The organism is Bradyrhizobium sp. 2TAF36 (assembly GCF_052114925.1).
Taxonomy (GTDB): Bacteria; Pseudomonadota; Alphaproteobacteria; order Rhizobiales; family Xanthobacteraceae; genus Bradyrhizobium; species Bradyrhizobium barranii.
In genome coordinates this window covers 36892-62177 of the sequence record NZ_JBFRFR010000046.1, presented here as the reverse complement: position 1 = coordinate 62177, position 25286 = coordinate 36892, and the positions used below count along the sequence as shown (strand labels likewise).

Sequence of the window (25286 nt, the reverse complement as noted above, 5' to 3'; positions counted from 1 at the left end):
CCGGACTATGATGACATTGAATGAGCTCGATGAATTCTGGAGCCTATTTGCTCGGCGTGGAGTTTGGCGCGGCGGCCGCCTTTGCGCTCGCCGGCTTCTTCTTGCCGTCTGCGGTGATGAAGTGCACGCCGGCCATGGTGCCGTCGATCCACACCAGTTCGCACCGCCGGTAGGCAAGCCCCGTCGACGACAGCAGCATGAAGAATTCCTTGGCCTGGAGCACGTCGAGCGTCCCTTCGACCTCGATCTTGGCGCCACTTTGCGACACGTCGAGCAGGAAGCAACTGCGTCGCCAGGTGCCGTCGGAGCCCATCAGATTGACGGCCTGCTTGTGATCCATCCGTACGCGAAGCGCCTTTCGACCGTCGAACCTCATCGGCTAACCCCCATTTTTGTGCCGCGATGTCCCGCATCGCTTGGGTTGGCACTCGCTGCAATTTCCCCCCAGCGCACTGTCCATTGGCTGGTCGACAAGAGAAGCGTTTCGAAAATCTGCTGCGCCCGTTCGCGTTCGACGAAGGAGAGCCGTGAGCCGCTGCGGTTGCTCAGGATCGCAAGCGTGGTGGCCCAGTTCAGCCGTGCGGCCCGGCAGGCCATGACGAGGCCCTCGCAATCGTCATCGGTCATGACATGCTCCACGATCTCGATCGGCGCGCCGGAGAGCACCGAGAGCGCCGTGAACAGATTGGCCGTCTCGCCGCGGATCGTGAAGCGGTTGACGGTGGAATCGTTGAGCTTGCCGACTCGGCTGAGGGCGACGATCTCCGGCCTCGCGCTCGCATAGTCGGCCGGGCAGGGCAGCTTGGGCGGAACCGGCGCGGCTTGTCGTGCGGGTGGAATGGCGGATGCGTTGGCCTTGGCCGGCGCCTTCGGGGCAGGTGACACGGAGAGCAGTTTCCGGACGACCAGGTCGGGCGTGCCGGGCCGCAGCACCAGCGCCTTTGCAATCTCGCCGTCCGGATCGGCCCTGGCGATCAGCGCGGCGTAAGTTGCCTCGGAGAATTGGGTTCCAGGGTTCTTGATCAGCGCAAGGCAGATCGGGCCGCCGCGCTTGATCAGCGCCTCGGCCACTTCAGGCTCGATCGAGTTGCGCGCGGCGATCGCGCGTTGATGCCGCTCGCCGCACGAGGCCGCGATCGTCGCGAGATCGGTGGCGGAGACTGCCTGCGATTTGAGGAGGACTGGACAGGCCACGTCCGGGTCGTCGTGTGAGGCAAGGCGCTGCAATGTCTCGGGCGGGGCCACCTTGAGCTCGGCAAGCGCCGTGCTGAGTTGGACGAGCGACTTGGCCTCGACGCGTTCCGTCAATCGCAGCAGAACGCCGTCAACCACGCCGGCGAGCAATTCCTGAGGCCGGTCGCGGCTACCGGTGAGCAACTGCACAATGCCGGATAGGATGCGTGCACAGCGGTCCGGCGGGCACGTAGCGACCGCCTGTTCCAGCTCAACCAGAATATCAGCAGGCAAATTTGCCATCATGGCAGGGGCCTGACTCAAAAAAATCGCGACTATCCAATGACCTTCATTCCGCCTGACATGCGTTAATTTGAAATTTAGAGCTTGATCGACGGGGTATCAGCGCACCGTTGGCGGCGCTGGAAACGCTATCGAAATTCGGCGAGACTCGATGCGGCGACTTGTCCTTTGAACGGGACCCTCGCCAACTGAACGAGACGAATTAGGATGATTCTTTCGGTCGAACGGGACAACCGAAAGGGGGAAGCCGGCATCGCCGCCGGACGCGCGTTGGTTACGACGCGACGTTTCACATTGCCATGAACAGTATTGCGCCCAGGGTATTTCGCTTCTCCGACGTCGACGAATTTCGGAATGCCATACGAGGCCTGAATTTCGAGTTCACGCCCTTCGTACGGAGGATTTCGGCCGAGCAGACCATTCTGTCGCTGCCCGGTTGCGACGTGAATTTCACGCGGGCGTTTCCCCGCGTCGTCGACGCGCAGCTCGTCGAGAATTGCACCGCCATCGGATTCACGATGGATGAGCTCAACGTGCCCATCCGCTTCAACGGCTCGCAGCGGGCACGACCGGTCATCGTCATCGGCAGCGGCGGCGCCGCCTACACCACCATCGAGGAGGTGCAGCGGCAAATTGCCTCGGTGGTGTTCAGGCCGGAGGTGACGGATCGCGGCTGGCCGCACGCGACATCCAGCTTCAAGATATTTGAAACGACGGCCGCGAGCCTGAACCGGCTGCGCAGCCTGGTTCGGGAGGTGCTGGCTGCCGCGTCGGAGCCGATCGGAGCCGCGGACGTGCCGCTGACGGCCGCGGCCATGAAGGAGTCCCTGCTTGGCGCCGTCGACGACGCATTCGAAAGCGTCGTTGCCGCGCGATGGACCCTGCGTCCCAATGACGAGCGCAACTTCAGGATCTTCCGGGAGATCCGCGCGCTTCTGTCCGACGACCTCTCGCAGCCGATCTACAGCGAGGAGATTGCGCGCAAGCTCAACCTGTCCGTCCGCACCCTGCACGACGTCGTCCGCCGCTATCGCGGCATGAGCCTGCATCGCTATTTGCGCCTGCGCCGGTTGTGGCTAGTGCGTCAGCGCCTGCTCGCCGGTGCCGACAGCGTCAAGGCCGTCGCACTGGCGTTCGGCTTCTGGCATCTCAGCGACTTCTCCAGAAGCTATCGCGACCAGTTCGGCGAGACGCCGTCGCAAACGCTGGAGCTCGGACGGCAACGGTAGCGCGGCAAATCGGTTGAGGCCGTACCGCCGTTTCGTGCTAGCGTCCCGGCCATGAGCAATCGCATCCTCGTCCTCTACGGCTCCTACCGTTCCGACCGCATGGGCGTCCGCCTTGCGAATTTCGTCATCGATCGCCTGCGCCAGCGCGGCGAGGAGGTCGAGTTCATCGACGCCAAGGCGATCGGCCTGCCGATGCTCGATCGCATGTACAAGGAATATCCCAAGGGGGCGGCACCCGAGGCGCTCGAGAAGCTGGCGGGGCAGATCCGCGGCGCCGACGGTTTTGTCTTCGTCGCCGGCGAATACAATTGGGGCATCCAGCCCGGCCTGAAGAACCTCACCGATCACTTCCTGGAAGAGTGGTTCTGGCGCCCGGCTGCGATCGTGAGCTATTCGGCCGGCCGACTGTCCGGTGCACGCGCCTCGACCGCCTGGCATGGCACGCTGTCGGAGATGGGCATGGTCGTGGTGTCGAGCACCATCGGCGTCGGCCCGATCGCGCAGACGCTGTCGGCCGAGAGCGAGCCGATCGGCGAGGGCGGCAAGGCACTGGAGCGCTCGTTCCCGCGCTTTGCCGACGACCTGCTGTGGTGGATCGAGGCCGCCAAGGCGCAGCGGACGCGCAAGGCGCCGCCGTACTGATGCCGTATGCTGTTCCGCGCAGGGGGACGGTTGCCGTCAGCGATCTGCCGCGCCAACCATTCAGCCCAATGGAATTGCGTGAGAATTCGGCGTTTCTGCCGCGACTTGAGGCCATGCGTGGCTATGCGGCCCTGTCGGTGCTTGCGTTTCACGCCTGCATGCTGTCTTGGGACATGGTCGCGACCGGAATGGCGCCGGTCGTCGTCTTCTTCGTGCTCAGCGGCTTCCTTCTCGCGCGATCGCTGGATCGAGATCCCGATCCGGTCACCTTCGTGCGTCACCGCCTGTTCAGGCTGCTCCCTGCCGCTGTCTCGACGGTGCTCCTGCTGACGCTAGCCTATCAAACCTTCGGCTTCTATATCGGCTTTCTGCCCTCGTTCGACCCATTCAACGTCGTCCTCAATGCGCTCCTCATCAAGAGCGACATCAACGGCGTGATGTGGTCCCTGACCGTGGAGTGCGTCGCAGTTCCGGTGATCCTGATATCCCACGCTCTGCTGAGGCGTCATGGCACGACCCCGGTGTGGCTCCTGGTCGCCTTTCTCTTCGCAATTGCGTTCTGGGGACCCTATGTTCACTTGCYGGGCGGCTTCACCAATCTTGCGCCGCTCTACGCGTTCGTCGTGGGCTTGCTCGTACAATCAAGCCGGACCACGCTGACCAGGGGATCGCAACCACCTTGGGCAGCGACGATCGCAGCCATCGCTCTTGTTGTCCTGGTCATAGTGGCGGTTCGCAAGCAGACCGCCGTAACGATCGCGTTTGAAACGCTCTGCGCGTCCGTTCTGATTTGGCTTGCCGCCTTCAGCCCCGGCAAGCTCGTCGCACTGCGGCCGCTGGATCTCGAAATCGCCCGGTTCTTTGGACGAATATCGTACAGCTTCTATCTGCTGCACATGATCGGGCTTGCGATCGCGACTCGTCTGCTGCCGGTCGAGCTGGATCCGGTCATCCGCGCAGCGGTCCTGTTCCTGGCAGCGTTGCTGATCACGACGCCGGCGGCCTGGCTGATGTGTCGCTTCGTCGAAGTGCCATTCATTGACCTGGGACGCAGGCGGATCGTGACAAGAGCGGCCTGATGCCGCCGGCCGCTCTTAGGCCGCCCTGACCTCGCCGAGGAAACGGTCGAACTGTCCGGCGAGATCGCGCGACTGGGTCGAGAGCTGCTCAGCCGCGCCCAGCACTTCCCTCGCGGCCGCACCGGTGTCGTCGGCGGCGCGCTGCACGCCCGATATGTTGGTGTTGACCTCCTGGGTGCCGCGCGCGGCTTCCTGCACGCTGCGGGAGATCTCCCTGGTTGCCGAGCCCTGTTCTTCGATCGCAGCCGCGATCGCGGTGCCGATCTGGTCGATCTCGGCGATGACGTCGGCGACGTTGCGGATCGCGTTCACGGTCTCGTCGCTTGCGGACTGGATCGCGGTGATCTGCTCGGAGATTTCGGTGGTGGCCTTGGCGGTCTGGCCCGCCAGCGACTTCACCTCGGATGCGACGACCGCAAAGCCGCGGCCGGCGTCGCCGGCGCGGGCGGCTTCGATGGTCGCGTTGAGCGCCAGCAGATTGGTCTGCTCGGCAATGCTCTGGATCAGCGTAACGACGTCGCCGATCTTCTGGGCACCCTCGGCGAGCGCGCGCGCGGTGTCGCCGGTGCGGCGGGCGTTGTCGACGGCGCGGGCCGCGATCTCGGTGCTTTGTGCCACCTGACGGCCGATCTCGGAGATCGAGGAGGTCAGCTCTTCGGTCGCGCTCGCGACCGTCTGCACGTTGGTCGAGGTCTGCTGCGAGGCGGCGGCGACGACCGCGGCCTGGCTGTTGGTCTGGGCCGCCGTCGAGGTCATCGATTGCGCCGTGCTTTCCATGGTGGAGGAGGCGCGGGAGAGGCCGCCGACGAGCTCGGTGACCTTGGCTTCGAATGCGCGGGTGAGCCCGTCGAGCGCCTGGGCGCGGCGCATCTTGCCGTCGTTCTCGGCCTGCTTCTCGGCTGCGAGCCGGTCGGCCCGGATCATGTTGTCCTTGAACACCTGGACGGCGGAGGCCATCGCACCGATCTCGTCGGAACGCTCGGCGCCGGGGATCTCGTCCGCAACGTCGCCGTCGGCAAGGCGCGACATCCGCGTCGTCAGGCTGACGATCGGAGCGCAGACGCGGCGGCGGACCATCACGATCAGGCCGGCGCTGGCGATCAGCACGGCGAGGAGGCCGGCCAGCGCAATGGTGAAGCTGGTGCGCGCGGCGGAGGAAGCGCCGGCGAGGATCTGCTCGGCGTTGTCGTAGAAGGCGTCGCGGACGCCGATGATGGACCCGAGGCCCTTCTGGGACGCCACGTAGAAGGTCTCGACATCGTGTTCGTATTTGCCGCTGACGGCGCCGTCCTTGACGAGCTTCATCTCGCGGCCGAATTCCTCGACATAGTTCGCGTTCATCGTCTCCAGCGCCGCGGCGACGTTGGCCGAAGTTGCCGCATTGCCACGCAATTCCATCAGCGACATCACGATCTGGTCGTTGCGGCCCTGCATGCGGGCCATGTCGGCCTTCTCGCCGTCGTTGGCCACTTTCTTCGCGCCGACGAGGTTCTTGTGCACGCTGGAATTGAGGCCGCCGACGTCGCGCAGCGTCATGGCGATGTTGGCGTAGTTGGACTGGCGATAGGCGTCGCCGTTCAGGATCGCCATGCGTCGGACCTGCTCGTTGAGCAGCGCGGTGACTCCCGCGTTGAGCACGGCATTGTCGGCGACGACCTTTTTGGCCGCGTCCTTGCGGGCATCCGCAGGTCCTGCGATCGCCTTGTCGATGGCCTCGCGGAGCGCGGTGAATTTCGAATTGATCGCGTCGATGTTGCTGCCGATGGTGGCACCGTCGTCGAACGGGCCGGGCAGCTCCTTGCGCAGCGCGTTCATCCTGTCGCGGGCGCCGTCGGTCTGCTTGCGCAGCTTGTCGTGCTCGGTCAGCTGCGCCGGATCGACCGTCGCTGGCCCGTAGAGGATGTTGGTGGCGAAGCCGCGCTCGGGGTTGAGGTAGCGCGGGATGTCGCTGGCGGCGCGGACGATCGCGAGGCGTCCCTGCGCTTCGGCGATCCTGTCCATCGTCTGGTACTTCGTCACGGCGACGTAGACGGCGAGGCCGCCGCCGACTGTCGAGAGCGAGACGATGGCGGTGGTCAGCAGCGTACCGATTTTCATGATCTGTCCGGCAATTGGCGCGGGGAAGAAAATTATTCTGCGCAAACGATAGGCAGCCGGTGTTAATCCGGAGTTTACGCTGCCGGCCGCCATGCCCCGCCTGCATGCGTCCATTCGTCTAGGCGTAGGTCGCGCTAGCGCGCCGGCCGATCGAGCCTGGCGAGCATCTCCAGCGTCGCGCCGTCGCGCTCGCCTGCGAAATATCGGGCGAGCGCCTGGTCGAAGACGGGTTCGTCGGAGACCGCGCCGAACAACGTCATCGACGAGCGGAATTTGGCGTCATCGGGCGCGCCGAGGATCGCGTTGATGGTTCGTCCCTCGACGGCAAGCACGAGCGTGGTGCATTCAACGAGTCGCGGACCGAGTACGGGGTGGGCGAGGTAGGCTCTGGCCTCCGCGCGCGAGCCGATGGCGTAGCGCCGCGACATGGTGCTGAAGCCGAGGCCGGCGATCTGCGGGAAGACGAACCACATCCAGTGAGTCTGTTTCCGGCCCCGGGCCAGCTCCCCCTGGACGTCGCGAAAAACCGGGTCCTGGGCCCTGACAAAGCGCTCTAGGTCGAAAGGATCGGTCATTGGATACCTCAAAGGGGGCTTGCCGGCCGCGATTATGCCTAAGTTTTGGCTCCCAATGCGATAGCTGGTATAGAGTCTCCGGACGGGGGTTGGGCCCCTCCGGGGTTGATTTGGGGATCTGATGGTTTCCGACCGCGCAAGCGCCGAAAGGCTGTTGTCGCGYCGCCGTATTGGGCGAGCGGAGACGATACTGCTGTCCTTGGCAGCCGTCGCGCTGGCACTGGGAGCGGCCGCCTGGGTCGCGGACATGGGCGATTCGGCGCCGCTGGTCACTGCCTCACTGCCTCCGGCCACCGCACTGCCTCCGGCCAATGGCCCTTCGTTTGACGACCGTTTCGCTTCGGTATCCAGCAGCCCGCCGGCCCGTGACTTCGGCCTGCGGACGCTGGAGCGCTCCGCGGTGAGCGTGGTCCAGCTCAAGCTGCGCGACGCCAAGGCGATGCTGGCCCAAAAACTCCAGGGCGACGACTGGCGCTCGACCCTGACCGGCTCGACCCTGACCGATGATGACCGGCACGTGGTTGACGAGACGAGGCCGTCGCAGCGCGCCGACGCCATCCCGGTGCCGCGCTCGCGCCCGGCCCAGGCAGACCTCGCGTCCCAGATCGCATCAAGCCAAGCCTATGCCGAGACCAACCCCAGGGTCGACAACCGCAATTTCTTCGAAAAATTCACCGACAAGATCAAGCTGGCGTCACTGACTCCCGGCGACGGCCTGCTCAGCAGGGCGCCTGATCTCGCCGCGCTCGGCTACGATTCGCGCACGGCGGTGTATGACATCAAGGCCAAGGCCCTTTACCTGCCGAGCGGCATCGCGCTGGAAGCGCATTCGGGCATGGGCGCGCTGATGGACGACCCCGACCATGTCGACCAGCGCATGGTTGGCGCGACCCCGCCGGCGACTTACGATTTGAAGCCGCGCGAAAAGCTGTTCCACGGCGTCCGTGCCCTGCGCTTGACGCCCACTGACGGCACCAGTGCGCTCGGCCGCGTCGGCCTGCTCACCCACAACTACATGCTCGGGCCGCGCGGCGACTCCAATGGCTGCGTCTCGATCAAGGACTATGATCGCTTCCTGAAGGCCTGGGACAATGGCGAGTTCAACCGCCTGGTCGTCGTGCCTAACCTGCGCGGATCGGCGACCGCCTCGCAGCGCGCGAGCACCGACTCCTGATATTTGCTGGACGGCGGGGCTGCCGTTTCCCCTTCGTTAAGCCGACCTCGTCCAGAAGCAGCCCATGAGTGATCCCCAAAGTTCCGAGACCCCGCTGCGTACGACGTTCAAGATCAAGCTGAACGGCGACACGCTGGCGATTGCGACCGTCGGCCAGGCCTATCAATTCCTCACCAACTTCAAATCGGTCGAGTGGATGGAATTCCGCTCGCTCCATGAAGAGGCGGTCGCGGCGCTCGAAGGCGCCGCCAGCAACGCCATGCTCGCGGTGCAGGCGACCAACGCCGTGCGCGCGCTGTTCGTGAGCGCGAAGCTGCTCTGAGCGGCCTTTCAACGCGCTCTCGTCGCCCGGATTGCGCTGCGCTCCATCCGGGCTACGGACGCCGGCAGGCCTTCCGCTCCCAGCTTGAACTCCGCTATAGGAACGGGCAAACGGTCCGCGAAGACCGTGGCCAGACGCCGATATGTTTGAAACTTACTTCCAGGGAGAGACCCCAACATGAAACGCCGTACATTCCTCAAGGGCGGCGCAGTCGCCGGCGCGACGACGCTGGTTGCTGCACCTGCGATTGCGCAAGGCGCGCCGGAGATCAAATGGCGCCTGACCTCGAGCTTCCCGAAGTCGCTCGACACCATCTACGGCACGGCGCAGACCTTTGCGAAATACGTTGCGGAAGCCACCGACAACAAATTCCAGATCCAGACCTTTGCGGCCGGCGAGCTCGTCCCCGGCCTCCAGGCGCTCGATGCCGTCAGCGTCGCGTCCGTCGAGATGGCGCAGACGCCGCTGTATTTCTACATCGGCAAGGAGCCGGCGCTGGCCTACGCCACCGGCGCGCCGTTCGGCATGAACCATCGCCACCAGGAATCCTGGTGGTATTTCGGCGGCGGCGCCGACCTCACCAACGAGGCGCTGAAGCCGTTCAAGACGCACGCCATCCTCTGCGGCAATTCCGGCACCCAGATGGGCGGCTGGTTCCGCAAGGAGATCAAGACCGTCGACGATCTCAAGGGCCTCAAATTCCGCATCGCCGGCATGGGCGGCCACGTGCTGGCCAGGCTCGGCATCGTGCCGCAGCAGCTCGCCGGCGGCGACGTCTATGCGGCGCTGGAGAAGGGCTCGATCGACGCCGCTGAATTCGTCGGTCCCTATGACGACGAGAAGCTCGGTTTCCAGAAGGTCGCCAAGTACTATTACTTCCCCGGCTGGTGGGAAGGCGGTGCGATGCTGCACATGATCGTCAATGACGAGAAGTGGGCGAGCTTGCCGAAGCAGTACCAGGCGATCGTCAATCAGGCCGCCTCGGCGGCCGGCGCCTGGATGYTGGAGAAATACGACAGCGTGAATCCGGCGGCGCTGAAGCGCCTGATCGCCAACGGCGCGGAGCTGAAGGCGTTCCCGCAGCCGGTGCTGGAGGCCTGCTACAACGCCACCCAGGAGCACCTGAACGAGCTCGCCGCCAAGAGCGACCTGTTCAAGCGCACCAAGGAGAGCCACGACGCCTATATGAAGGAGCTGCTGTTCTACACGCAGATCGCGGAAAACTTCTACGACAACTATCTGCTCAGCAAGATGCGGAACAAGACCTGAGTGTGAAGGGGGCGCGGTGGTTACGCCGCGCCCCGCTTCCGTAGCCCGGATGGAGCGGAGCGAAATCCGGGATCTCGCACGTCAACGGCACCGCCCCGGATTACGCTTCGCTCCATCCGGGCTACGGACTCAAGCCGCGCCCAGCCCCAGCTTCGCATAGATCCGCCTTGCATAGGCGCCGAACGCGTCGGTCGTCTTCAGCGGCAGGTCGCGCGGGAAGGGCAGGTCGATCGGGAAGTAGTCGGCCATCTTCGCCGGTCCCGCCGTCAGCACGGCGCAGTGCGAGGACAGGAACACGGCTTCCTGGATCGAGTGCGTGACGAAGATGATGGTCTTGCCGCTCTCGCGCCAGATCCGCAGCATCTCCAAATTCATCTGCTCGCGCGTCAAGGCGTCCAGCGCCCCGAACGGCTCGTCCATCAGGATCAGTTTTGGATCGTGAATGAAGGCCCGCGCGATTGCGGTGCGCTGCTGCATGCCGCCCGAGAGCTCTCGCGGATATTTCTGCTCGTAGCCGGCAAGCCCGACCAGGTTGAGCAGATCGCGCGCCCGATCGCGCGCGGCCTTGATCGGCAGGCCAACGATCTCGGCCGGCAACAGCACGTTGTCCAGGATGGTGCGCCACTTCAGCAGCAGCGCCTGCTGGAACACCATGCCGATGTCGCGGGTCGGATCGAACGGGCTCTTGGCATTGCCAATTCTGACGGTGCCGCCGTCGGCGCCGTGCAGGCCGGCCAAAATCTTCATCACCGTGGTCTTGCCGCAGCCGGAGGGGCCGACCAGCGAGACGAGCTCACCTTCCTGCACGTCCATCGTGACGTCGGACACCGCCAGGAACTCGGCGCCGCCGCTGCGATAGACCTTTCGGACGCCGCTCAGGCTGATGAAGGGCTCGGCGCTCATGCCAGCCATTTGCTCAGATTGGCGGCGACGAACGCATCGTCGCCGAGGTCGGCGTGCTCGCGATAGACGCGGTCGATCTCCTCTTTCTGGCCGGGGCTGAGGCCCTCGTTCGGGTCGAGGCACCACAGGCCCTGCATCAGGCCCTGACGCCGCAGCACTTCGTGGCAACCGGCGATGCAGCCGTGAAAATTGTTGGCGACGTCGAAGAAGGCGCTGTTGCAGTCGGTGACGCGGGCATCGAGGGCGAGCAGATCGGCCGGCACGGTCTCCTTGTGCCGCGCCGCCTTGCAGCGCTCGAACTGTTTGATGGCGCTCGCGGTCCACACCGACCAATGGCCGAGCAGGCCGCCTTTGAAGTAGGTGCGCGTGGTGATGCCGTTGTCGCGCAGATCGAACGGCAGCATCAGGTCGAGCAGGATGTGGTCGTCGTTGCCGGTGTAGAGCGCGACGCGGTCGAGCGCACCGGCCGCCGCGACGCCGCGCAGCACGTCGAGTGTGCGATAGCGGTTGAACGGCGCGATCTTGATCGCGATTACATTGTCGATCGCGGCGAAGCGTTGCCAGAACCGGCTCGACAGGACGAGCCCGCCGACGGCCGGCTGGAGATAGAAGCCGACCAGCGGGATCTCGGCGGCGACCGCCGTGCAATGTGCAATGATCTCATCCTCGGAGGCGCTCTTCATCGCGGCGAGGCTGAGGAGCCCTGCGTGATAGCCGATATCGCGCGCGGTGCGGGCCTCAGCCGTTGCCTGCCGGGTCGGGCCGGYGAGGCCCGCGACCATCGCCAGCGGACGCTTGGTCCAGTTCGCAGCGGTCTCGGCGGCGAGCTCGAGCACCGGGCGATAGAGACCGACGTCGCGGATCGCGAATTGCGTGGTGTGGACGCCGACCGCAAGGCCGCCCGAGCCGGCGTCGATGTAGTAGCGCGTCAGCGCGCGCTGATGCGTTTTGTCGAGCTGGCGCTCCGCCGTGAGCGCGAGGGGGTGCGCCGGCAGCACGGTGCCGTCGGCGATCAGCTTGCGGACGTCGCTGTTGATCTGGCTGTGGTGCATGATGTCCTATCCGAATTCAGGGCCGGCGACGGCGAACGGCGTATCCTTGGCAGCGGTGGTGGCGGGGCCGAACCGCATGCGCTGGAACGGCCGCTCGATGGTCCAGCCCGAGGCGGTCAATCCGTCCAGGAACGCGGCTTGCGGCGCAACGGCATCGATCAGAATCGGGCCGGTCTCGGAGCGCACGATCGCATGAACCAGGGCCAGCGCTGGCGCGGCATTGTTGGCAAGCAACGGTCCGATATGGCGCGCGGTTCGGCCGTCGCGAACCAGCGCGATGGCGCCATGCGCGGCGACGATGCGCGAGCCGGAGCGCAGGGCGATGGCGGCGAGGAGTGCGGTGCGGTCGAAACCGGTGGCGCGCCGGTCCCGCGCTCGCAGCGCATCGATGGTCGCCGATGAAGGCGGTGGGGCTTCGGCTCGCCCGGATTTCACCAGCTTCAGCCGACGCAATTGCAGCGTCGGCGTGAAGCCGAGCGGGCCGTAGACGGCGGCGCCGTCGGGCGTCGCGTCGAGCCAACTCGTCAGCCCGTTCTTGCGCGCGGTTTCCAGGCAGGCATCGACGAGACGGGTGGCGAGGCCGCGGCGGCGATGCGTGCCCGATACCAGCACCATGCTGATCCAGGCGTTGTTGCCGGAATAGGGCAGCAGCGCCGCGGTCGCGACCAGCCGTAGGCCGTCGCGAATACCGAACACCACGCCCTCGTGCAGGAAGATTCGCCAGTCCTCCTCGGTCTGGTTCCAGTGCGCTTCCGTCGACAGCACCAGCCCGGCGATCGCGTCGTCGACGCCGAGCTTGAGGATGGGCGAACCGTCAGTAGCGTCCATCGCGCACCTCGTATTTGGTGGGCTTGCCGAGGCTTGGCATGGCGCGGGACACCCAGTCCGCGGTCCAGGCGATCAACTGCTCGGTGTCGACCACCGGCAGGCCGAACAGCTCCACGGCTTTCGACGTGTCGGTCAGCCAGGCCGTCGGCTCTTCCTTGCCTGTCAGCACCGGCGCGCGGCCGAAGCGCGCGCCGAATTTTGCTGCGAGATCTCGCACCGCCAAAATCTCGTGGCCGCTGACGTTGATCGGCGAGGTCGGCGCGGTGCAATGCGAAAGGCACCGCAGCGCCTGCGCGGATGCATCGCCCTGCCAGATGAAATTGACGTGGCCGAGACTGACATCGATCGGCGTTCCCGTGAGCACCTTTGTGGCGATGTCGTGCAGCACGCCATAGCGCATGTCGATCGCGTAATTGAGCCGGAACAGGCGGCCCGGCGTTTCAAACTTGCGCGAAAAATACTCGAACATGCGCTCGCGGCCGACGCAGGACTGGGCGTATTCGCCGGGCGGGTTCGGTGCCATGTCCTCGGTCGCGCCTTTGCCGTCGACGGGGACGAAGGGATAGATGCAGCCAGTCGAGAACGCCACCATGCGCGACGTCGGGAAGGCCTGCGCGACGAGGGCCGGCACATGCGCGTTCATCGCCCAGGTCAGCGACAGGTCACCCTCGGCGCCGAACTTGCGGCCGGCCATGAAGACTATGTTGGATGCCTTCGGCAGGGCCTGAATCGCGCTCTCGTCCATCAGGTCGCAACTGATCGTCTCGACGCCGCGCGCGTGCAGCCAGTCCTTGACGCTCGCGTCGCTGAAGCGGGCGACGCCGATGACGCGGCGATCAGGTGCGGCGGCTTTCGCGAGCCCCGCCAGCGTCGGTCCCATCTTGCCGGCGACGCCGAGGATCATGATGTCGCCCTCGACCTTCTTGAGGTCGTCGATCAGCGCCTGGGTCGGCCGGCACAGGAGATCGTCGAGGGCCGCGATATCCGGGATCGTCTTCGGCAGCGTCTGGCGGGTGAGCAGCATGGATCGGTCCTTGTCGTTAGTTCTGCCGTTTCAAGTTTGCCTCGCATCGCCGACCACGAACATGCGCTCGAGGGCGAGGACCAGGCCGTAGAGAGCGACGCCGAGCAGGGTCAGCAGCACGACGGCCATCACCATCGCGGGCGTGTCGAGCGACGACTGCACCTGGATCATGAGATAGCCGAGCCCGCGCTCGGAGGCGATGAACTCGCCGACGATGGCGCCGGCCACCGCGAGGATCGCGCCGACCTTCATGCCGGAGAACACGTAAGGCAGCGATCCCGGCAACTGGATCTTGCGGAACAGCGTCCAGCGCGAACCCCGCAGCGATTTGACGAGGTCGAGCAGGTCAGGCTCGACCTCGCGCAGGCCGCGCGCGGTGGTCAGCAGGATCGGGAAGAAGCAGATGCTGAAGGCGATCAAGATGTTCGGCACGATGCCGTAGGAGAACCAGACGATGAGGAGCGGGCCGAGCGCGACCTTCGGGATCATGTTCATCGTCACGAACAGCGGCAGCAGCACGAGGCTCAGCAGCGGTGCCCAGCTGAAGATCACGGCCAGCGCGACGCCGACGAACGCGCCGAGGGCGAAGCCGCCGAGGATTTCGATCGCCGTGACCAGCGTGTTGGCGCCCCAGGCATAGCTCGCGGTGCCCAGCGTCTGCACCGTCGCGAGCGGGGAGGGCAGGATGAATTTCGGCACGTGGAAGGCATCGACCGCGACCTGCCAGAGCACGAGCACGGCGAGATGCACGATCAGGATGATCGCAAAGCTGCGCGAGGTGCGTGCGCCGTCTCCGGTCACCGGTTGCTCCCTGTCACTGCGGCGACGATGCCGCTGGAAGTTAAGCCTAGCCGGCCTTTCGGAAAGTTTCAACCAGTTGGTTGATTAGGGCCGGAGCGAATGCAGCAAGAGGTCCACGACATGCCTGCGGCGGGCGCGCCTTGCCGCCCGGCTCGACAGGTCCTTGCCGAAGATCGCCGACAGCGTCGGCGTGTTGGAGAGATAGAAATAGCTGAGGCCGGCGATGGAGATATAGAGCTGGATCGGATCGATCCCCTTGCGGAACACGCCGGTGCGAACGCCCTCGTGGAGGATGTGGGAGACGCTCTTCACCAGCGGCGAATGCATCGCCTCCAGCCGGGTCGAGCCCCGGACGTGGCGGGCGCCACCGCGGTTCTCGTCGTTCAGGAGCACGATAAAATCGGGGTTTGTTGCGAGGTAATCGAACGAGGCCTCGATCAGCTTCCGGATCGCCTTTTCCGGCGGCAGGCCTTCGAGGTTGAGCTGGCGCTCCTGCTCGCGGATGTCGGCGTAGACCCATTCGAGCACAGCGAGATAGAGCGCGTCCTTGTCGCCGAAGTAGTGGTAGACGAGCTGCTTGTTGACGCCGGCGCGCTCCGCGATCTCGTCGACGCGGGCGCCGGCAAAGCCGTGCCGGGCGAACTCCAGGCGCGCCGCGGTGAGCAGCTTCTTGCGGGTGGCGACGGGATCGCGCCGCTGCGGCACGGTGTCGCCTGAACGTTTTGCGGGCATTTCCAACCAGACAGTTGACAAGTCGAGGGCGGCTTGTTGCATTGGTATCCTCACATGGGGAGAGCGACAAGCCGGGTCGCGGCAATGAGGAGGGATGCGATGAAGCGTTTGCAGGCTGCGGGCTCGGCTTTGGCTTTGGCCCTGATGCTCGGTGTGCCGGCGGTGCCGGCGAGCGCGGGCGAGGCGGTCAATCTGATCCTGAACTGGACGCCGACGGCCGACCATTCGCCGTTCTATTACGCCAAGGCGCAGGGCTGGTTCGAGAAGGCCGGCATCGACCTCACCATCGAGGTCGGCAAGGGCTCCGGCGTCTCCGCCGCCAAGGTCGGCTCGGGCGGCTCAGCCTTCGGCGTCGCCGATCTCGCCACGATGCTGGTCGCGAAAAGCAAGGGCGCGGACGATGTCGCGCTGATGAGCATCTACGCCAACACCGGCCAGACGTTTTATTGGCTGAAGAGCTACGGCGTGAATGGCGTCAAGGATTTTCCGAGCCACAAGATCGGCAACCCGCCCGGCGACGCCTCGCGCGTGATGTGGCCGGCCTTTGCCAAGGCCGCAGGCATCGCGCCTGATGCCGTCAGCTTCGTCAATATCGGCCCGACCGCGAAGATCGCCGCGCTGAAGAGCCATACCGTCGACATCATCAGCGATTTCTACAACGAGCACGATCTGAAGGTGACGGAGTTCGGAAGCGATCTCGGCTTCGTCAACTGGAAGGACATCGGGCTCAACCCCTACGGCAATTCGCTGATCGTCAACGGCGCCTATCTGCAGAAGAACCCGAAGCTGGTCGAGGAGTTCGTCCGCATCTCGCAGAAGGCCTTTGCGGCCTGTGTCGCCGACGTCACGCCGTGCCTGAAGGCGCTGCTCGACCAGGTCTCCGGCCACGACAGGGAGAACCAGGAGCGGCAGTGGGAGCGCATCAAGTATTTGATGACCGACGAGTTCACGACCACCAAGGGTCTCGGCTGGATCGACGGCGAGCGGATGAAGAAGGACTATGAGCTGGTCCAGACCTATCTCGGTATGGAGAAGCCGTTCGACGTGACGACGGCGTTCACGACGAAGATGCTGGATCCCGCCGTCAAGATGGATGCGAGCAAGGTGAAGAAGTAGGGGGAGCGGTACGCTTCCGCTTGTAGCCCGGATGGAGCGAAGCGCAATCCGGGAAACCTGCCGCTGAGGATGCGCTGTCCCGGATTTCGCTGCGCTCCATCCGGGCTACGGTGCCACCCTCAGCTCTTTTTCATCTCGTAGACGTGTTCGGGCCCGGGAAAGGTGCGTGACCGCACGTCGGCGGCATAGCCTTCGATCGCCGCTTCGATGGCCGGACCAAGATTGCCGTACCGCCGGACGAATTTCGGGGTTCGCGGCGACAGCCCGAGCATGTCCTCGAGCACGAGCACCTGACCGTCGCAGGCAGCGCTCGCGCCGATGCCTATGGTGGGGATCGCAATCGTCTCCGTAATCCTGCGCGCCAACGGTTCGGCCACGGCTTCGACGACGACCGAGAATGCACCGGCATCGGCGACGGCCTTCGCATCGTCCTCGATCGGGCCCCAGTCCACCTCGTTGCGCCCCTGGGCACGAAACGAACCGAGCGTGTTGATGGATTGCGGTGTCAGACCAATGTGGCCCATCACCGGGATGCCGCGCCCGGACAGGAATGCAATCGTCTCCGCCATGCGAACGCCGCCTTCGAGCTTCACCGCGCCGCATTGCGTTTCCTTCATGATCCGCACCGCGGAGTTGAACGCCTGCTCCCTGGAAGCTTCATACGAGCCGAACGGCATGTCGACGACGACCAGCGCCTGCTTCGAGCCCCGCATCACCGCGGCGCCCTGAAGGATCATCATGTCGAGCGTAACAGGCACCGTCGTCTCGAAGCCGTGCATGACGTTACCAAGGGAATCGCCGACCAGAATGACGTCGCAATGCCGATCCACCAGTGCGGCCGTATGCGCGTGATAGGAGGTCAGCATCACGATCGGTTCGCCCCGCTTGCGTGCACGGATGTCCGGCGCGGTCTTGCGCCTGATGGAAGACTGAATTGACATAATCGGCTCCGTCCACGGGGGAGGCGGATCGAAACCAGATGCCATGAGCATGTCAATCCGGATGGTCGGGCCTGCGATCACAATGGACGGCGTGAGGGCCCACTGTCTCGACATTCTCAGTGTCATCGCCCGCGTAGGCGGGCGATCCAGTATTCCAGAGGCCGTGCCATGATGCGGATAAGCCGCGGCGTACTGGATGCCCCGGTCAAGCCGGGGCATGACAGCGGTGTGTTGCGCGGAAGCGCTCGCCCAAGCCCTTCCGCAGGCCCAGCCCGTCCACACCCCCACGTGACCCACGGATAAATTAACCCGCCGTTAACCAAATCCGCCGCATCGTTAACCATTCAATAACAGGGATCGAGTCGGCCGCTATGGAGGCTGCAGCAAAAGTCCAACGCCAAATGGTTCGCCTGCGCGGGCGCTCCTACGTGGCCTTCGTGTTCGTGCCGACGGTTCCGATCCAGGACTGGCTGCAGGAGATCGACGCCACGATTGCGCGCTCGCCGGGTTTCTTCGCCGGCCGGCCCGTGGTGATCGATCTGTCCTCGGTCGATCTCAGCCAGTCCGGCATCGCCCATCTGCTCACGAGCCTCCAGGATCGCAACATCCGGGTGCTCGGGATCGAGGGGGTGGAGGAGGGCCGGCTGACGCCGACGATGCCGCCGCTGCTCTCGGGAGGGCGCAGCTGCGTGGTCGAGCCGAGCGCGCCGAAGAAGGCCGAGGCGAAGGCCGTAACCAAGCCGACCTCGCTCCTGCTCGATAGCCCGGTGCGCTCGGGCCAGACCGTGATCTTCCCGGAAGGCGACGTCACCATTCTCGGATCGGTCGGCTCCGGCGCCGAAGTCGTCGCCGGCGGTTCCATCCACATCTACGGCGCGCTCCGCGGCCGTGCCATGGCGGGGGTCAATGGGCACACGAGCGCCCGCATCTATTGTCAGAAGATCGAGGCTGAACTGCTTGCAATTGATGGATTTTACCAGACTGCGGACGACATCGACGCCGCTTTGCGCGGCAAGCCGGCGCAGGCCTGGCTGCAGGGGAATACCATGCGAATTACAGCACTGAACTGACCAGCAAAGGAGACATTTCAGATGAGTAAGGTACTGGTCGTGACATCAGGCAAGGGTGGGGTCGGCAAGACCACGACGACCGCCGCACTGGGGGCTGCGCTGGCGCAGCGCGGCGACAAGGTCGTCGTCGTCGATTTCGACGTCGGCCTGCGCAACCTCGACCTCGTCATGGGCGCCGAACGCCGCGTCGTGTTCGATCTCATCAACGTGGTGCAGGGCGTCGCAAAGCTGCCGCAGGCGCTGATCCGCGACAAGCGGCTGGAGAMKCTSTKSCTGCTGCCGGCCTCGCAAACCCGCGACAAGGACGCGTTGACGGAAGAGGGCGTCGGCAAGGTCATCGACGATTTGCGCGACCGCTTCGACTGGGTGATCTGCGACAGCCCGGCCGGCATCGAGCGCGGCGCCTCCATGGCGATGCGCTTTGCGGACGAAGCCGTGATCGTCACCAATCCGGAAGTCTCCTCGGTGCGCGATTCCGACCGCATCATCGGCATGCTCGATTCCAAGACGGTGCGGGCCGAGAAGGGCGAGCACGTCCAGAAGCACATTCTCATCACCCGCTACGATGCCTCGCGCGCCGCGCGCGGCGAGATGCTGACCATCGACGACATCCTCGAAATCCTCGCAACGCCCTTGCTCGGCATCATCCCCGAGAGCCAGGACGTGTTGAAGGCCTCCAATGTCGGCACGCCGGTGACGCTGTCGAACGTGGACGGCGCACCCGCACGGGCCTATATCGACGCGGCGCGGCGGCTGTGCGGCGACACCGTGGCGATGCAGGTTCCGGCCGAGCGCAGGCGCTTCATGGATCGTCTGCTGCGACGGAGGGCTGCATGAGCATGGGTCTGCTTCGGCTTCTCCGCGGCAAGAAGGCCTCTGCCCCGGTCGCTCGCGAGCGATTGCAGATCCTGCTTGCCCATGAACGCGGATTGCGCGGCCAGCCCGATCTGCTCGGCGTGCTGCGCGAGGAAATTCTTGCTGTCGTGTCCAGGCACGTCACGCTGGACCCGACCAAGGTCATCGTCCGGCTCGATCGCGGCGACGAGGTATCGACCCTGGAGGTCGATATCGAGGTGCCGAACGATATCGAGCGCAAGCGCGCGGCGGTCGGGTAGGGGATCCGGCCGGTACACTGCAAATTTGGGGTGGGTGAGAAGGCGGTCCGCTGGGCATAGCGGACCGCCTTTGTCTTGCTTGCTCGTCAGTTCGAATTCCGGGCCTGCCGATGTGATCGGTCGTGGGCGGAACGGGACCTGCGGCGAAATCGTTGTCAGAGGCCGCGGAGCGCCAAGCCAGGCGCTGCGGTTTCCTGAACAGGAGAGCGCCCATGATATCCGAGGTCCAGGTCCACACCATCGCGCGCCAGATGCTGGAAAAACATGGTTTCGCTGCGATTGCGAAGGCCGCCGAGCAGGCCCAGGCCTGTGAGGGCCGCGGCGAGGCCGATGAGGCCAAGGAGTGGCGTCACATCGAGGACGCCATGAAGATCATCCGCGGCCCGCACCAGAGCTGATCCGCGGCCAGCGCGCTCAGCGCTCCCCGCGGTCGGCGCCCGGCTGCGGAGTGCGATTTTGTGTCTGCGGCTGGGGACGCTCGCCTGTCTCTTTGCAGGGCAGCGGTTCCCACGAGCCGTCGGGCGCCTGCTGGTAGGCACTACAGGATGACGAGGTGGATTTTTCCTCGCCTTTCTGGGCATCGGAATTCTTCGCCAGGGCGGGCGCGGTCAGCACCGTGGCGGCCGCAAATGCGCCGGCGAAAACGAAATGGATACTCCGCATGTGGGCTCTCCTGTTCGAATTCGAAGAGGCCGCATGGTGTCGAGGATTATGACGATAGTTAGCCGCCGCGACGGTTCCGCCGCGGCGTGCTTAATGCCCGCGAGAGAGCGCCTAGCCGCCCTTGCTGCGGATCAGGCCGGCGAGGTTGGTCTTCTGGGCCTCGCACCAGCCGGGCATGCCGAGGCGGCGCTGGTCCATGTCGGTCGCCTGCGTCGCGACCGCGACCTCGGCCATCAAATCGTCGTCCTGCTTCTCGCCCATCTTGCCGCCGGTGTGCATCCAGGCGATCGCCTTGCGCACCTTCTCGGTGGTGCCGTCCGGCAGCTGCATCTGCTGCGCCTTCTGCACGAGGTCCTGATAGACGAGATCGGTGTTCGGACATTCCACCTTGGCGGCGAAGGCCTGCAAGACCATCGTCACATAGGTCGAGCGTACACGGTCCGCCGCTTGGGCCGGCGCGGCGAGCAGTAACAGACCTGCGATCAGGAAACCGGTGCGCATCCTTGGTATCTCCTCCGTTTTTTGGAGGCTAGCGTCCGGCAAGCCACTCCGCAATGGTGCCGGGACGTATTTGTCGCTCCCCGGTGCGGTGCGCTATCGTCACCCCGTCCTGGCCACGGAGAGCGACATGAGCCTGTTGAGCACGCCGTTCGACCCCGCACGCGACACGGCTCTCGTCACCGGCGCAGGCAACGGCATCGGCCGCGCGATTGCGCAGGCGCTGGTCGGCGAGGGCGTTCGGACCATGTTCGCCGATATGAGCCTGGAGCGGGTGAGTGCGGCGATCAGCGCGAGCGGCAGGCCTGAACTGGCGGTGCCGTGGGTCGGCGATCTCGCCAGGTCAGACGCTTGCGATGCCCTGCTGGCCGCCGCAGAGGGGATCGGTGGGGTGACGCATTTCGTGCACAGCGCATCGCCGCCGCGGCGTGAGGCCGATCATGCGCTCGCGGTCGACCGCAAGACCTGGCAGGAGATGCATGCCGTCAATCTCGATGCCGGATTCCATCTGGCGCGCGGGCTGGCAAAACGGCTGATCGCTGCGAAACGGCCGGGCTCGTTCCTGTTTCTCACCTCGCTGCACGCGGGCACGCCGCGCAACCTGCCGCATTATTCGACGGCGAAGGCGGGAATGGCGATGCTGGTGAAGGAGCTCGCGAAGACGCTCGGGCGTCACGACATCCGCGTCAACGCGCTGGTGCCCGGCGCGATCGCGGCGGGCGGGTTCGTTGCCGACGCCTCGCTGGCGAAGCACATTCCGCTCGGGCGCCTCGGCGAGGCCAAGGACCTCGCGCCGATGGCGCTTGCGGTGCTGTCGAACAAGCTCTCGGGTTACGTCACCGGCGCAGCCTTCGTCGTCGACGGCGGATTGTCGCTGACGAACTGGTTCGAGCCGCCGGAGCTGGACGGCTAAGGCCACGTTCCGATGACCCGGAACGGTACTTTTGAGTCCCGGATCGACGCGCTTTTTGCGCGAACCGGTTTCCAAATCGCTCGAAAATGCTGTGGCCTAGCGTCGCCAGGCCGGCACGGGATCGAGCGGCGTGCGATAGACCTCGTTGTGATCGCGATCGGTGACGCGCACCGCGCAACCCTTCCGTTGCAGCTCCGGCTTCACCTGCGACAGCTCGGTAGCCAATTGAACGGCGCGATCGGAAGCGACCTCGATGTCTTCGAGGATGATTCCACCCTGGTTCTTGAACTCTTCACCAACCACGAGATCGAAGGAATAGTAGGGCATTCGATTTCCCCGGTGTGACGACGTGAGCTTCAGTGGAAGTCTCAACACATCTCGGATGATACCACTGAGTCGATATTTTCGAATGAACGGGTCGCGCAATCTCTGTGCTTATGGCGCAGAAATCATGTGCAGCATTCAGGTGCGTTAAGATTTTATTAAATATGTCGACGTGATCATAAGGCATGGAATTGCAGCAGAACCGGGCTCCGGGAACCGGCAGCTGCAAGAGAAGGCCGGCGGCATAAATCCCGACGGCCTTTTCTCTTGACGGAAGACGATCGATTGCCCGGACTCAACGCGTCGCATCGACTCGGACAGCTTGGGCGACGTCGCGACAGCGACGCTGCGCCGGCGCCTGGTTTAGCGCAGCGGCATCGGCGGACGCACGACAGGTCCGTCGTCATCGGCAACGGCTTGCGTCGTGGCGACCGGTGCTGCTGTCGGCGCGGCCGCGGCAGCCTGCGAAGGTGCAGGCGGCGCGGGCGAATAGGCCGGCATGTAGGTTTGCGACACGACCGGCTTCGGCTTGCGAACCGGAGGCGCCGGAGATCGCGGCGGGAGCGTGGACACGCGCGCGCGCGGATCGACCGGCTTGGCCTCAGCCACCGGCTTTGGCGCGGGTGGTTTTGCCATCTCGCGCGCCATCTGCTCCTGCCCGGCCTTCAGCTCGGCGATGTTGGCCTTGAGCGCTTCGATCTGCTGCGCCATCGCTGCGAGATCGCGCGTCATCGATTGGACCGATTGCGCGGGATCGGGCTGTGTTGCGACAGGTGCTGCTGCTGCAACCTGAACCGGAGGCGGCGCCGCAGGTTGAGCAGCTTGATCCGCCGCTTGATCCGTTGCGACCGGCTCCGCGGGCGGCGCGGCCTGCGCGGCGGTGACCGGCGCGGCGGTCACCGGTGCCGCCGTTCGCGATGTCGAAGGCAACAGCGAAGTCAACGCAGGTGTCCATTCGGCGAGCATCTGCCTGGCCGTGTCGCCATGTTTCTCCCAGGCGACAGTGGCGGCCGCGCTTCCGCCCGCAAACAAGATCATGACGAACGCGCCGCGAAGCCATTTGCCGGCGGAGGATCGCTTCTGCCGGTTGCGACCATCGCTGGCGGCGACGCGCACGGCGGTGTCGACCGAGGGCGTTGCCGTCTGCGGCTCCAGGACGGAACTGAATTTCGGCTCCGGATTGATGGTGCGCTCCGGCGCGAATTTCGGATCTATTTTCGGCTCTGGACGGGTTGCGATCTCAGGGGCCAACGCGGGCGCACCACTGATGGGGCGCGAAGCCAGCACCATGTCGGGTGAAATCTCAACGGCGTCGTGCGGATCGTTGTCCTTGACCGTGTCCTTCACGATCTCATCGACGATTTGCCTAGAGTTCAGCGTCGCGAGCATCGCAGCTCCTTTGAAGTCCGAGTGTTTAAAGTATGGGCGTCCGCATTGGCGCGAGCCGATCTGTCGAGGTGAACCCATCCCAAATCCGATGAGTCAGCACGATGACCCACGAGTCCAGCCGGGTTTGACCAAAGCAAGGCGAGGGGATGGAGACTGTGCGACGCTTCTCCGCCGTTTGTGGTGATGGAACCAGGCCAGTGGAACACGCGCACGTGTTCCGCACTGCCTTTTTTTCAGCACGATTTGGGCAGCATCTAGTGGGGCTGGGGGCGCTGCTATCCGCTATCGGGGGGCCGGTGGTGCCAAAATCTCTAATCGTATTGTTCGTCATGGCCATGCTTCCGCTCGCCGGCTGCATGCAGACGACGCTTTCTCCATCGACGGATGCGAGCATGACGCCGCGCGACCGGCAGTTGCTTGCGCACACGCCCTACGCGCAGGCGAACGTGCCGGAGCAATATCTCCGTCATATCGTCGACTACCCGCGCAAGGAGCAGCCGGGCACGATCCTGGTCGATACTGATGCGCGCTACCTCTATTTCGTGCTGCCCGAAGGCAAGGCGATCCGCTACGGCGTCGCGGTCGGCGAGGAAGCCATGGCCTTCTCCGGCGTCGCGCGCGTTGGCCGTCTGGCGGAATGGCCCGACTGGGTTCCGACAGCGGAGATCCAGGCGCGGCTCGGACCGTATCCGGCGCGCGTCGCCGGTGGCCCCGCCAATCCGCTGGGCGCGCGGGGCATCTACCTCTACCTCGGCAACAAGGACACGCTCTACCGTATCCACGGCACCAACCAGCCGGAATATATCGGGCAGGCGATCTCGTCCGGCTGCATCCGGATGCGCAACGAGGACGTGATCGATCTGTTCGACCGGGTGAAGCTGAATGCCACGGTGGTGGTGCTGCCGCCCGGGCAGAATGCACGGGTCGACGCGGGGTCTAGCTGGCGCGGCTAAGCGCGGTGCGATCGGTTATTCCACTGCTCACGAGGCTTTCGTCGTGGGCAGGGCTGCCGGTTGAGACCTAGTTCTCAGGCCGGGCGACGCGCCATTGCAGCGTCGTAGCATTGCCGTTGGCATCGCCTGGCGCCTTGTCGGCCGGCGAGGTGTAGAGCGGACGATAGCGGTACGCCCACATCTTGCTGCCGTCGTTGCGGCTGATCACGGTGAAGTCGCCGATGGCCTTGGCGTCGACCGTAGCGGATAGCGGGACCCAGCTTTCGGTACACTTGCCGTTGCAGTTCGACGTCTTGCCGGTGGTGTCGCGCTCGTAAGTGTAGAGCGTCATGCCCTTGAGGTCGACGAGCGTGGGGCCCTGCTTGGTCAGGACCACCTTTGCCGGTGCGGTCGTGGCCTCGGGCTTCGGCGGAGCAGGGTCGCCGCCGCCATGGCCGTTAGCAAGCGCTGGGCCGGCCGAGAGCGCGATGGCCGTCGCCGCAATGAGGAACCTGAACATCCGAAACTCCCGAGCGGCAAAGTAAATCGCGCGTTAAACGCCGAATGTTGCCGACCCTAGCAGCCGAAGGTTAGTTCCAGGTTTCGCGGCACTGCGACAATTACGGATGGAAATACGGGGTTCATGCCTCCAGCTCGCGCAGCGGGGCGCGACTGAGCTCATTGCCGGCGGCAATGGCCTTGCGCAGCAGCCGCATCAGCTCTTCACCTTCCTTCGCGCTGAGGCCGCGCAGCATGACGCGCTGGGCGGACTCCACCGCCGGAGTGATCTTGCGCAGCGTGCGTCGGCCCTCGTCGGTGATTTCGAGCTCGCGGGCGCGGCGGTCGCGGCTGGAGGCGCGGCGCTCGGCAAGGCCTTTCTGGACGAGGCGGTCGATGACCCCGGTGATGGTGGTGCGGTCGTAGGCGATCAATCCTGCGAGCGTCACCTGGTCGAGCCCCGGATTGGCCTTGATGGTCGCAAGGGCCGCGTATTGCACCGGCGTGAGGTCGAAGCCGGCTTCGCCGACTTCGGCCAGAAACACCGCCACCGCGATCTGCTGGAACCGGCGCGCCAGGTGCCCGGGCATGTCGTTGTTGTCTTTCACCGAATTCTCCGTTGCG

At 65.0% G+C, this 25286-nt stretch carries 30 protein-coding genes; 13 read left to right on the top strand and 17 right to left on the bottom strand.

Annotation, left to right across the window (positions count from 1 at the left end):
* Nucleotides 1–43: 43 nt before the first annotated feature.
* Entirely contained in the window at nt 44–376 is a 333-nt protein-coding gene (locus tag AB4Z51_RS25955; protein ID WP_028152715.1) for a PilZ domain-containing protein, read from the bottom strand.
* On the bottom strand, nt 373–1479 hold the full coding sequence (locus tag AB4Z51_RS25950; protein ID WP_135216120.1) for a DUF2336 domain-containing protein: 1107 nt from the start codon (nt 1477–1479) through the stop codon (nt 373–375). Before AB4Z51_RS25950 ends, AB4Z51_RS25955 begins: the two co-directional genes overlap by 4 nt.
* Before the next feature lie 296 nt (nt 1480–1775).
* Here AB4Z51_RS25950 and AB4Z51_RS25945 point away from each other — a divergent pair, with 296 nt between their 5' ends.
* The 3 genes from AB4Z51_RS25945 to AB4Z51_RS25935 are packed head-to-tail and all read left to right on the top strand — an operon-like array spanning nt 1776 to nt 4426.
* Entirely contained in the window at nt 1776–2705 is a 930-nt protein-coding gene (locus AB4Z51_RS25945) for an AraC family transcriptional regulator (RefSeq protein WP_135216121.1), read from the top strand.
* Between the two features lie 51 nt (nt 2706–2756).
* Nucleotides 2757–3347 carry an NADPH-dependent FMN reductase gene (locus AB4Z51_RS25940; RefSeq protein WP_135216122.1) on the top strand — a complete coding sequence of 197 codons (591 nt, stop codon included), beginning with the start codon at nt 2757–2759 and terminating at the stop codon, nt 3345–3347.
* Nucleotides 3347–4426: an acyltransferase family protein gene (locus AB4Z51_RS25935; RefSeq protein WP_441498265.1), complete on the top strand. Its 1080-nt coding sequence runs from the start codon at nt 3347–3349 to the stop codon at nt 4424–4426. The genes AB4Z51_RS25940 and AB4Z51_RS25935 overlap by 1 nt, the downstream gene beginning before the upstream one ends.
* Nucleotides 4427–4441: 15 nt before the next feature.
* Here the strand turns inward: AB4Z51_RS25935 and AB4Z51_RS25930 are convergent, their stop codons facing one another.
* Entirely contained in the window at nt 4442–6523 is a 2082-nt protein-coding gene (locus AB4Z51_RS25930) for a methyl-accepting chemotaxis protein (protein ID WP_135216124.1), read from the bottom strand.
* A 134-nt stretch (nt 6524–6657) separates the two neighbouring features.
* Nucleotides 6658–7098, bottom strand: a complete 441-nt coding sequence (locus AB4Z51_RS25925) for a DUF1810 domain-containing protein (protein WP_135216125.1) — start codon at nt 7096–7098, stop codon at nt 6658–6660.
* Nucleotides 7099–7288: 190 nt separating this feature from the next.
* Here AB4Z51_RS25925 and AB4Z51_RS25920 point away from each other — a divergent pair, with 190 nt between their 5' ends.
* From AB4Z51_RS25920 to AB4Z51_RS25910, 3 genes are all read left to right on the top strand, one after another.
* Nucleotides 7289–8272 carry a DUF2778 domain-containing protein gene (locus AB4Z51_RS25920; RefSeq protein WP_135216168.1) on the top strand — a complete coding sequence of 328 codons (984 nt, stop codon included), beginning with the start codon at nt 7289–7291 and terminating at the stop codon, nt 8270–8272.
* A gap of 64 nt (nt 8273–8336) precedes the next feature.
* Nucleotides 8337–8594 carry a hypothetical protein gene (locus AB4Z51_RS25915; protein ID WP_135216126.1) on the top strand — a complete coding sequence of 86 codons (258 nt, stop codon included), beginning with the start codon at nt 8337–8339 and terminating at the stop codon, nt 8592–8594.
* A 177-nt stretch (nt 8595–8771) separates the two neighbouring features.
* Nucleotides 8772–9863 (top strand): TRAP transporter substrate-binding protein, encoded by a 1092-nt coding sequence (locus tag AB4Z51_RS25910; RefSeq protein WP_028151794.1) that lies wholly within the window; start codon nt 8772–8774, stop codon nt 9861–9863.
* 129 nt (nt 9864–9992) lie between these two features.
* Here the strand turns inward: AB4Z51_RS25910 and AB4Z51_RS25905 are convergent, their stop codons facing one another.
* The 6 genes from AB4Z51_RS25905 to AB4Z51_RS25880 all read right to left on the bottom strand — a co-directional run bounded on the left by AB4Z51_RS25905 (nt 9993) and on the right by AB4Z51_RS25880 (nt 15203).
* Nucleotides 9993–10775 (bottom strand): ABC transporter ATP-binding protein, encoded by a 783-nt coding sequence (locus AB4Z51_RS25905; RefSeq protein WP_135216128.1) that lies wholly within the window; start codon nt 10773–10775, stop codon nt 9993–9995.
* The gene (locus tag AB4Z51_RS25900; protein ID WP_441498264.1) at nt 10763–11818 is read right to left on the bottom strand and encodes a dihydrodipicolinate synthase family protein; all 1056 of its coding nucleotides are present in this window, start codon (nt 11816–11818) and stop codon (nt 10763–10765) included. The genes AB4Z51_RS25905 and AB4Z51_RS25900 overlap by 13 nt, the downstream gene beginning before the upstream one ends.
* A 6-nt stretch (nt 11819–11824) precedes the next feature.
* Entirely contained in the window at nt 11825–12646 is an 822-nt protein-coding gene (locus tag AB4Z51_RS25895; RefSeq protein ID WP_135216130.1) for a GNAT family N-acetyltransferase, read from the bottom strand.
* Complete coding sequence (locus tag AB4Z51_RS25890; protein WP_135216131.1) at nt 12633–13670, bottom strand: NAD-dependent epimerase/dehydratase family protein; 1038 nt, start codon at nt 13668–13670, stop codon at nt 12633–12635. Before AB4Z51_RS25890 ends, AB4Z51_RS25895 begins: the two co-directional genes overlap by 14 nt.
* Before the next feature lie 30 nt (nt 13671–13700).
* A complete protein-coding gene (locus AB4Z51_RS25885; protein WP_441498263.1) occupies nt 13701–14471 on the bottom strand; it encodes an ABC transporter permease in 771 nt (256 codons plus the stop codon).
* An 84-nt stretch (nt 14472–14555) separates the two neighbouring features.
* Complete coding sequence (locus tag AB4Z51_RS25880) at nt 14556–15203, bottom strand: TetR/AcrR family transcriptional regulator (protein WP_063983595.1); 648 nt, start codon at nt 15201–15203, stop codon at nt 14556–14558.
* A gap of 99 nt (nt 15204–15302) precedes the next feature.
* On the opposite strand from AB4Z51_RS25880, the gene AB4Z51_RS25875 reads away from it, so the two are divergent.
* Entirely contained in the window at nt 15303–16319 is a 1017-nt protein-coding gene (locus AB4Z51_RS25875; protein ID WP_167768225.1) for an ABC transporter substrate-binding protein, read from the top strand.
* Between the two features lie 119 nt (nt 16320–16438).
* Here AB4Z51_RS25875 and panB read toward each other — a convergent pair whose 3' ends face one another.
* Nucleotides 16439–17260 (bottom strand): 3-methyl-2-oxobutanoate hydroxymethyltransferase, encoded by an 822-nt coding sequence (panB, locus tag AB4Z51_RS25870; protein ID WP_135216169.1) that lies wholly within the window; start codon nt 17258–17260, stop codon nt 16439–16441.
* Between the two features lie 371 nt (nt 17261–17631).
* On the opposite strand from panB, the gene minC reads away from it, so the two are divergent.
* The 4 genes from minC (at nt 17632) to AB4Z51_RS25850 (ending at nt 19843) form a co-directional block, all read left to right on the top strand.
* A complete protein-coding gene (gene minC, locus AB4Z51_RS25865) occupies nt 17632–18330 on the top strand; it encodes a septum site-determining protein MinC (RefSeq protein WP_063983592.1) in 699 nt (232 codons plus the stop codon).
* Between the two features lie 21 nt (nt 18331–18351).
* Complete coding sequence (gene minD, locus AB4Z51_RS25860; RefSeq protein ID WP_441498262.1) at nt 18352–19167, top strand: septum site-determining protein MinD; 816 nt, start codon at nt 18352–18354, stop codon at nt 19165–19167.
* On the top strand, nt 19164–19445 hold the full coding sequence (gene minE, locus AB4Z51_RS25855) for a cell division topological specificity factor MinE (protein WP_071914453.1): 282 nt from the start codon (nt 19164–19166) through the stop codon (nt 19443–19445). The genes minD and minE overlap by 4 nt, the downstream gene beginning before the upstream one ends.
* Before the next feature lie 212 nt (nt 19446–19657).
* On the top strand, nt 19658–19843 hold the full coding sequence (locus tag AB4Z51_RS25850) for a hypothetical protein (RefSeq protein ID WP_014495656.1): 186 nt from the start codon (nt 19658–19660) through the stop codon (nt 19841–19843).
* Nucleotides 19844–19859: 16 nt separating this feature from the next.
* Here AB4Z51_RS25850 and AB4Z51_RS25845 read toward each other — a convergent pair whose 3' ends face one another.
* Together AB4Z51_RS25845 and AB4Z51_RS25840 are read right to left on the bottom strand one after the other, a co-directional pair.
* Nucleotides 19860–20108, bottom strand: coding sequence for a hypothetical protein (locus tag AB4Z51_RS25845; protein ID WP_208086552.1), 249 nt, complete (start codon nt 20106–20108; stop codon nt 19860–19862).
* Nucleotides 20109–20219: 111 nt separating this feature from the next.
* Nucleotides 20220–20609: a hypothetical protein gene (locus AB4Z51_RS25840; protein ID WP_135216134.1), complete on the bottom strand. Its 390-nt coding sequence runs from the start codon at nt 20607–20609 to the stop codon at nt 20220–20222.
* A 127-nt stretch (nt 20610–20736) separates the two neighbouring features.
* Here AB4Z51_RS25840 and AB4Z51_RS25835 point away from each other — a divergent pair, with 127 nt between their 5' ends.
* Nucleotides 20737–21519, top strand: a complete 783-nt coding sequence (locus tag AB4Z51_RS25835) for an SDR family NAD(P)-dependent oxidoreductase (protein ID WP_441498261.1) — start codon at nt 20737–20739, stop codon at nt 21517–21519.
* Nucleotides 21520–21615: 96 nt separating this feature from the next.
* On the opposite strand, the gene AB4Z51_RS25830 is transcribed toward AB4Z51_RS25835, so the two are convergent.
* A complete protein-coding gene (locus tag AB4Z51_RS25830; protein WP_027530842.1) occupies nt 21616–21846 on the bottom strand; it encodes a DUF6894 family protein in 231 nt (76 codons plus the stop codon).
* A 360-nt stretch (nt 21847–22206) separates the two neighbouring features.
* Nucleotides 22207–23232 carry a hypothetical protein gene (locus tag AB4Z51_RS25825; RefSeq protein ID WP_441498260.1) on the bottom strand — a complete coding sequence of 342 codons (1026 nt, stop codon included), beginning with the start codon at nt 23230–23232 and terminating at the stop codon, nt 22207–22209.
* Between the two features lie 335 nt (nt 23233–23567).
* Between AB4Z51_RS25825 and AB4Z51_RS25820 the strand changes: the two genes are divergently transcribed.
* The gene (locus tag AB4Z51_RS25820; protein WP_166105773.1) at nt 23568–24185 is read left to right on the top strand and encodes a L,D-transpeptidase; all 618 of its coding nucleotides are present in this window, start codon (nt 23568–23570) and stop codon (nt 24183–24185) included.
* Between the two features lie 67 nt (nt 24186–24252).
* Here AB4Z51_RS25820 and AB4Z51_RS25815 read toward each other — a convergent pair whose 3' ends face one another.
* Together AB4Z51_RS25815 and AB4Z51_RS25810 are read right to left on the bottom strand one after the other, a co-directional pair.
* Nucleotides 24253–24684, bottom strand: coding sequence for a COG4315 family predicted lipoprotein (locus AB4Z51_RS25815; RefSeq protein WP_085399034.1), 432 nt, complete (start codon nt 24682–24684; stop codon nt 24253–24255).
* 121 nt (nt 24685–24805) lie between these two features.
* Nucleotides 24806–25270 (bottom strand): MarR family winged helix-turn-helix transcriptional regulator, encoded by a 465-nt coding sequence (locus AB4Z51_RS25810; RefSeq protein ID WP_014495648.1) that lies wholly within the window; start codon nt 25268–25270, stop codon nt 24806–24808.
* Nucleotides 25271–25286 lie beyond the last annotated feature (16 nt).

What these genes read in the sequence shown, in the direction of transcription:
- AB4Z51_RS25895 (WP_135216130.1), bottom strand. Translation starts at nt 12,646, where the DNA reads ATGGACGCTACTGACGGTTCGCCCATCCTCAAGCTCGGCGTCGACGAC.
- AB4Z51_RS25845 (WP_208086552.1), bottom strand. Translation starts at nt 20,108, where the DNA reads ATGCGGAGTATCCATTTCGTTTTCGCCGGCGCATTTGCGGCCGCCACG.
- AB4Z51_RS25950 (WP_135216120.1), bottom strand. Translation starts at nt 1,479, where the DNA reads ATGATGGCAAATTTGCCTGCTGATATTCTGGTTGAGCTGGAACAGGCG.
- AB4Z51_RS25890 (WP_135216131.1), bottom strand. Translation starts at nt 13,670, where the DNA reads ATGCTGCTCACCCGCCAGACGCTGCCGAAGACGATCCCGGATATCGCG.
- AB4Z51_RS25905 (WP_135216128.1), bottom strand. Translation starts at nt 10,775, where the DNA reads ATGGCTGGCATGAGCGCCGAGCCCTTCATCAGCCTGAGCGGCGTCCGA.
- AB4Z51_RS25835 (WP_441498261.1), top strand. Translation starts at nt 20,737, where the DNA reads ATGAGCCTGTTGAGCACGCCGTTCGACCCCGCACGCGACACGGCTCTC.
- AB4Z51_RS25850 (WP_014495656.1), top strand. Translation starts at nt 19,658, where the DNA reads ATGATATCCGAGGTCCAGGTCCACACCATCGCGCGCCAGATGCTGGAA.
- panB (WP_135216169.1), bottom strand. Translation starts at nt 17,260, where the DNA reads ATGTCAATTCAGTCTTCCATCAGGCGCAAGACCGCGCCGGACATCCGT.
- AB4Z51_RS25825 (WP_441498260.1), bottom strand. Translation starts at nt 23,232, where the DNA reads ATGCTCGCGACGCTGAACTCTAGGCAAATCGTCGATGAGATCGTGAAG.
- AB4Z51_RS25880 (WP_063983595.1), bottom strand. Translation starts at nt 15,203, where the DNA reads ATGCCCGCAAAACGTTCAGGCGACACCGTGCCGCAGCGGCGCGATCCC.
- AB4Z51_RS25840 (WP_135216134.1), bottom strand. Translation starts at nt 20,609, where the DNA reads ATGCGCACCGGTTTCCTGATCGCAGGTCTGTTACTGCTCGCCGCGCCG.
- AB4Z51_RS25815 (WP_085399034.1), bottom strand. Translation starts at nt 24,684, where the DNA reads ATGTTCAGGTTCCTCATTGCGGCGACGGCCATCGCGCTCTCGGCCGGC.
- AB4Z51_RS25830 (WP_027530842.1), bottom strand. Translation starts at nt 21,846, where the DNA reads ATGCCCTACTATTCCTTCGATCTCGTGGTTGGTGAAGAGTTCAAGAAC.
- AB4Z51_RS25945 (WP_135216121.1), top strand. Translation starts at nt 1,776, where the DNA reads ATGAACAGTATTGCGCCCAGGGTATTTCGCTTCTCCGACGTCGACGAA.
- minE (WP_071914453.1), top strand. Translation starts at nt 19,164, where the DNA reads ATGAGCATGGGTCTGCTTCGGCTTCTCCGCGGCAAGAAGGCCTCTGCC.
- AB4Z51_RS25925 (WP_135216125.1), bottom strand. Translation starts at nt 7,098, where the DNA reads ATGACCGATCCTTTCGACCTAGAGCGCTTTGTCAGGGCCCAGGACCCG.
- AB4Z51_RS25940 (WP_135216122.1), top strand. Translation starts at nt 2,757, where the DNA reads ATGAGCAATCGCATCCTCGTCCTCTACGGCTCCTACCGTTCCGACCGC.
- AB4Z51_RS25915 (WP_135216126.1), top strand. Translation starts at nt 8,337, where the DNA reads ATGAGTGATCCCCAAAGTTCCGAGACCCCGCTGCGTACGACGTTCAAG.
- AB4Z51_RS25955 (WP_028152715.1), bottom strand. Translation starts at nt 376, where the DNA reads ATGAGGTTCGACGGTCGAAAGGCGCTTCGCGTACGGATGGATCACAAG.
- AB4Z51_RS25820 (WP_166105773.1), top strand. Translation starts at nt 23,568, where the DNA reads ATGCTTCCGCTCGCCGGCTGCATGCAGACGACGCTTTCTCCATCGACG.
- AB4Z51_RS25930 (WP_135216124.1), bottom strand. Translation starts at nt 6,523, where the DNA reads ATGAAAATCGGTACGCTGCTGACCACCGCCATCGTCTCGCTCTCGACA.
- minC (WP_063983592.1), top strand. Translation starts at nt 17,632, where the DNA reads ATGGAGGCTGCAGCAAAAGTCCAACGCCAAATGGTTCGCCTGCGCGGG.
- AB4Z51_RS25875 (WP_167768225.1), top strand. Translation starts at nt 15,303, where the DNA reads ATGAAGCGTTTGCAGGCTGCGGGCTCGGCTTTGGCTTTGGCCCTGATG.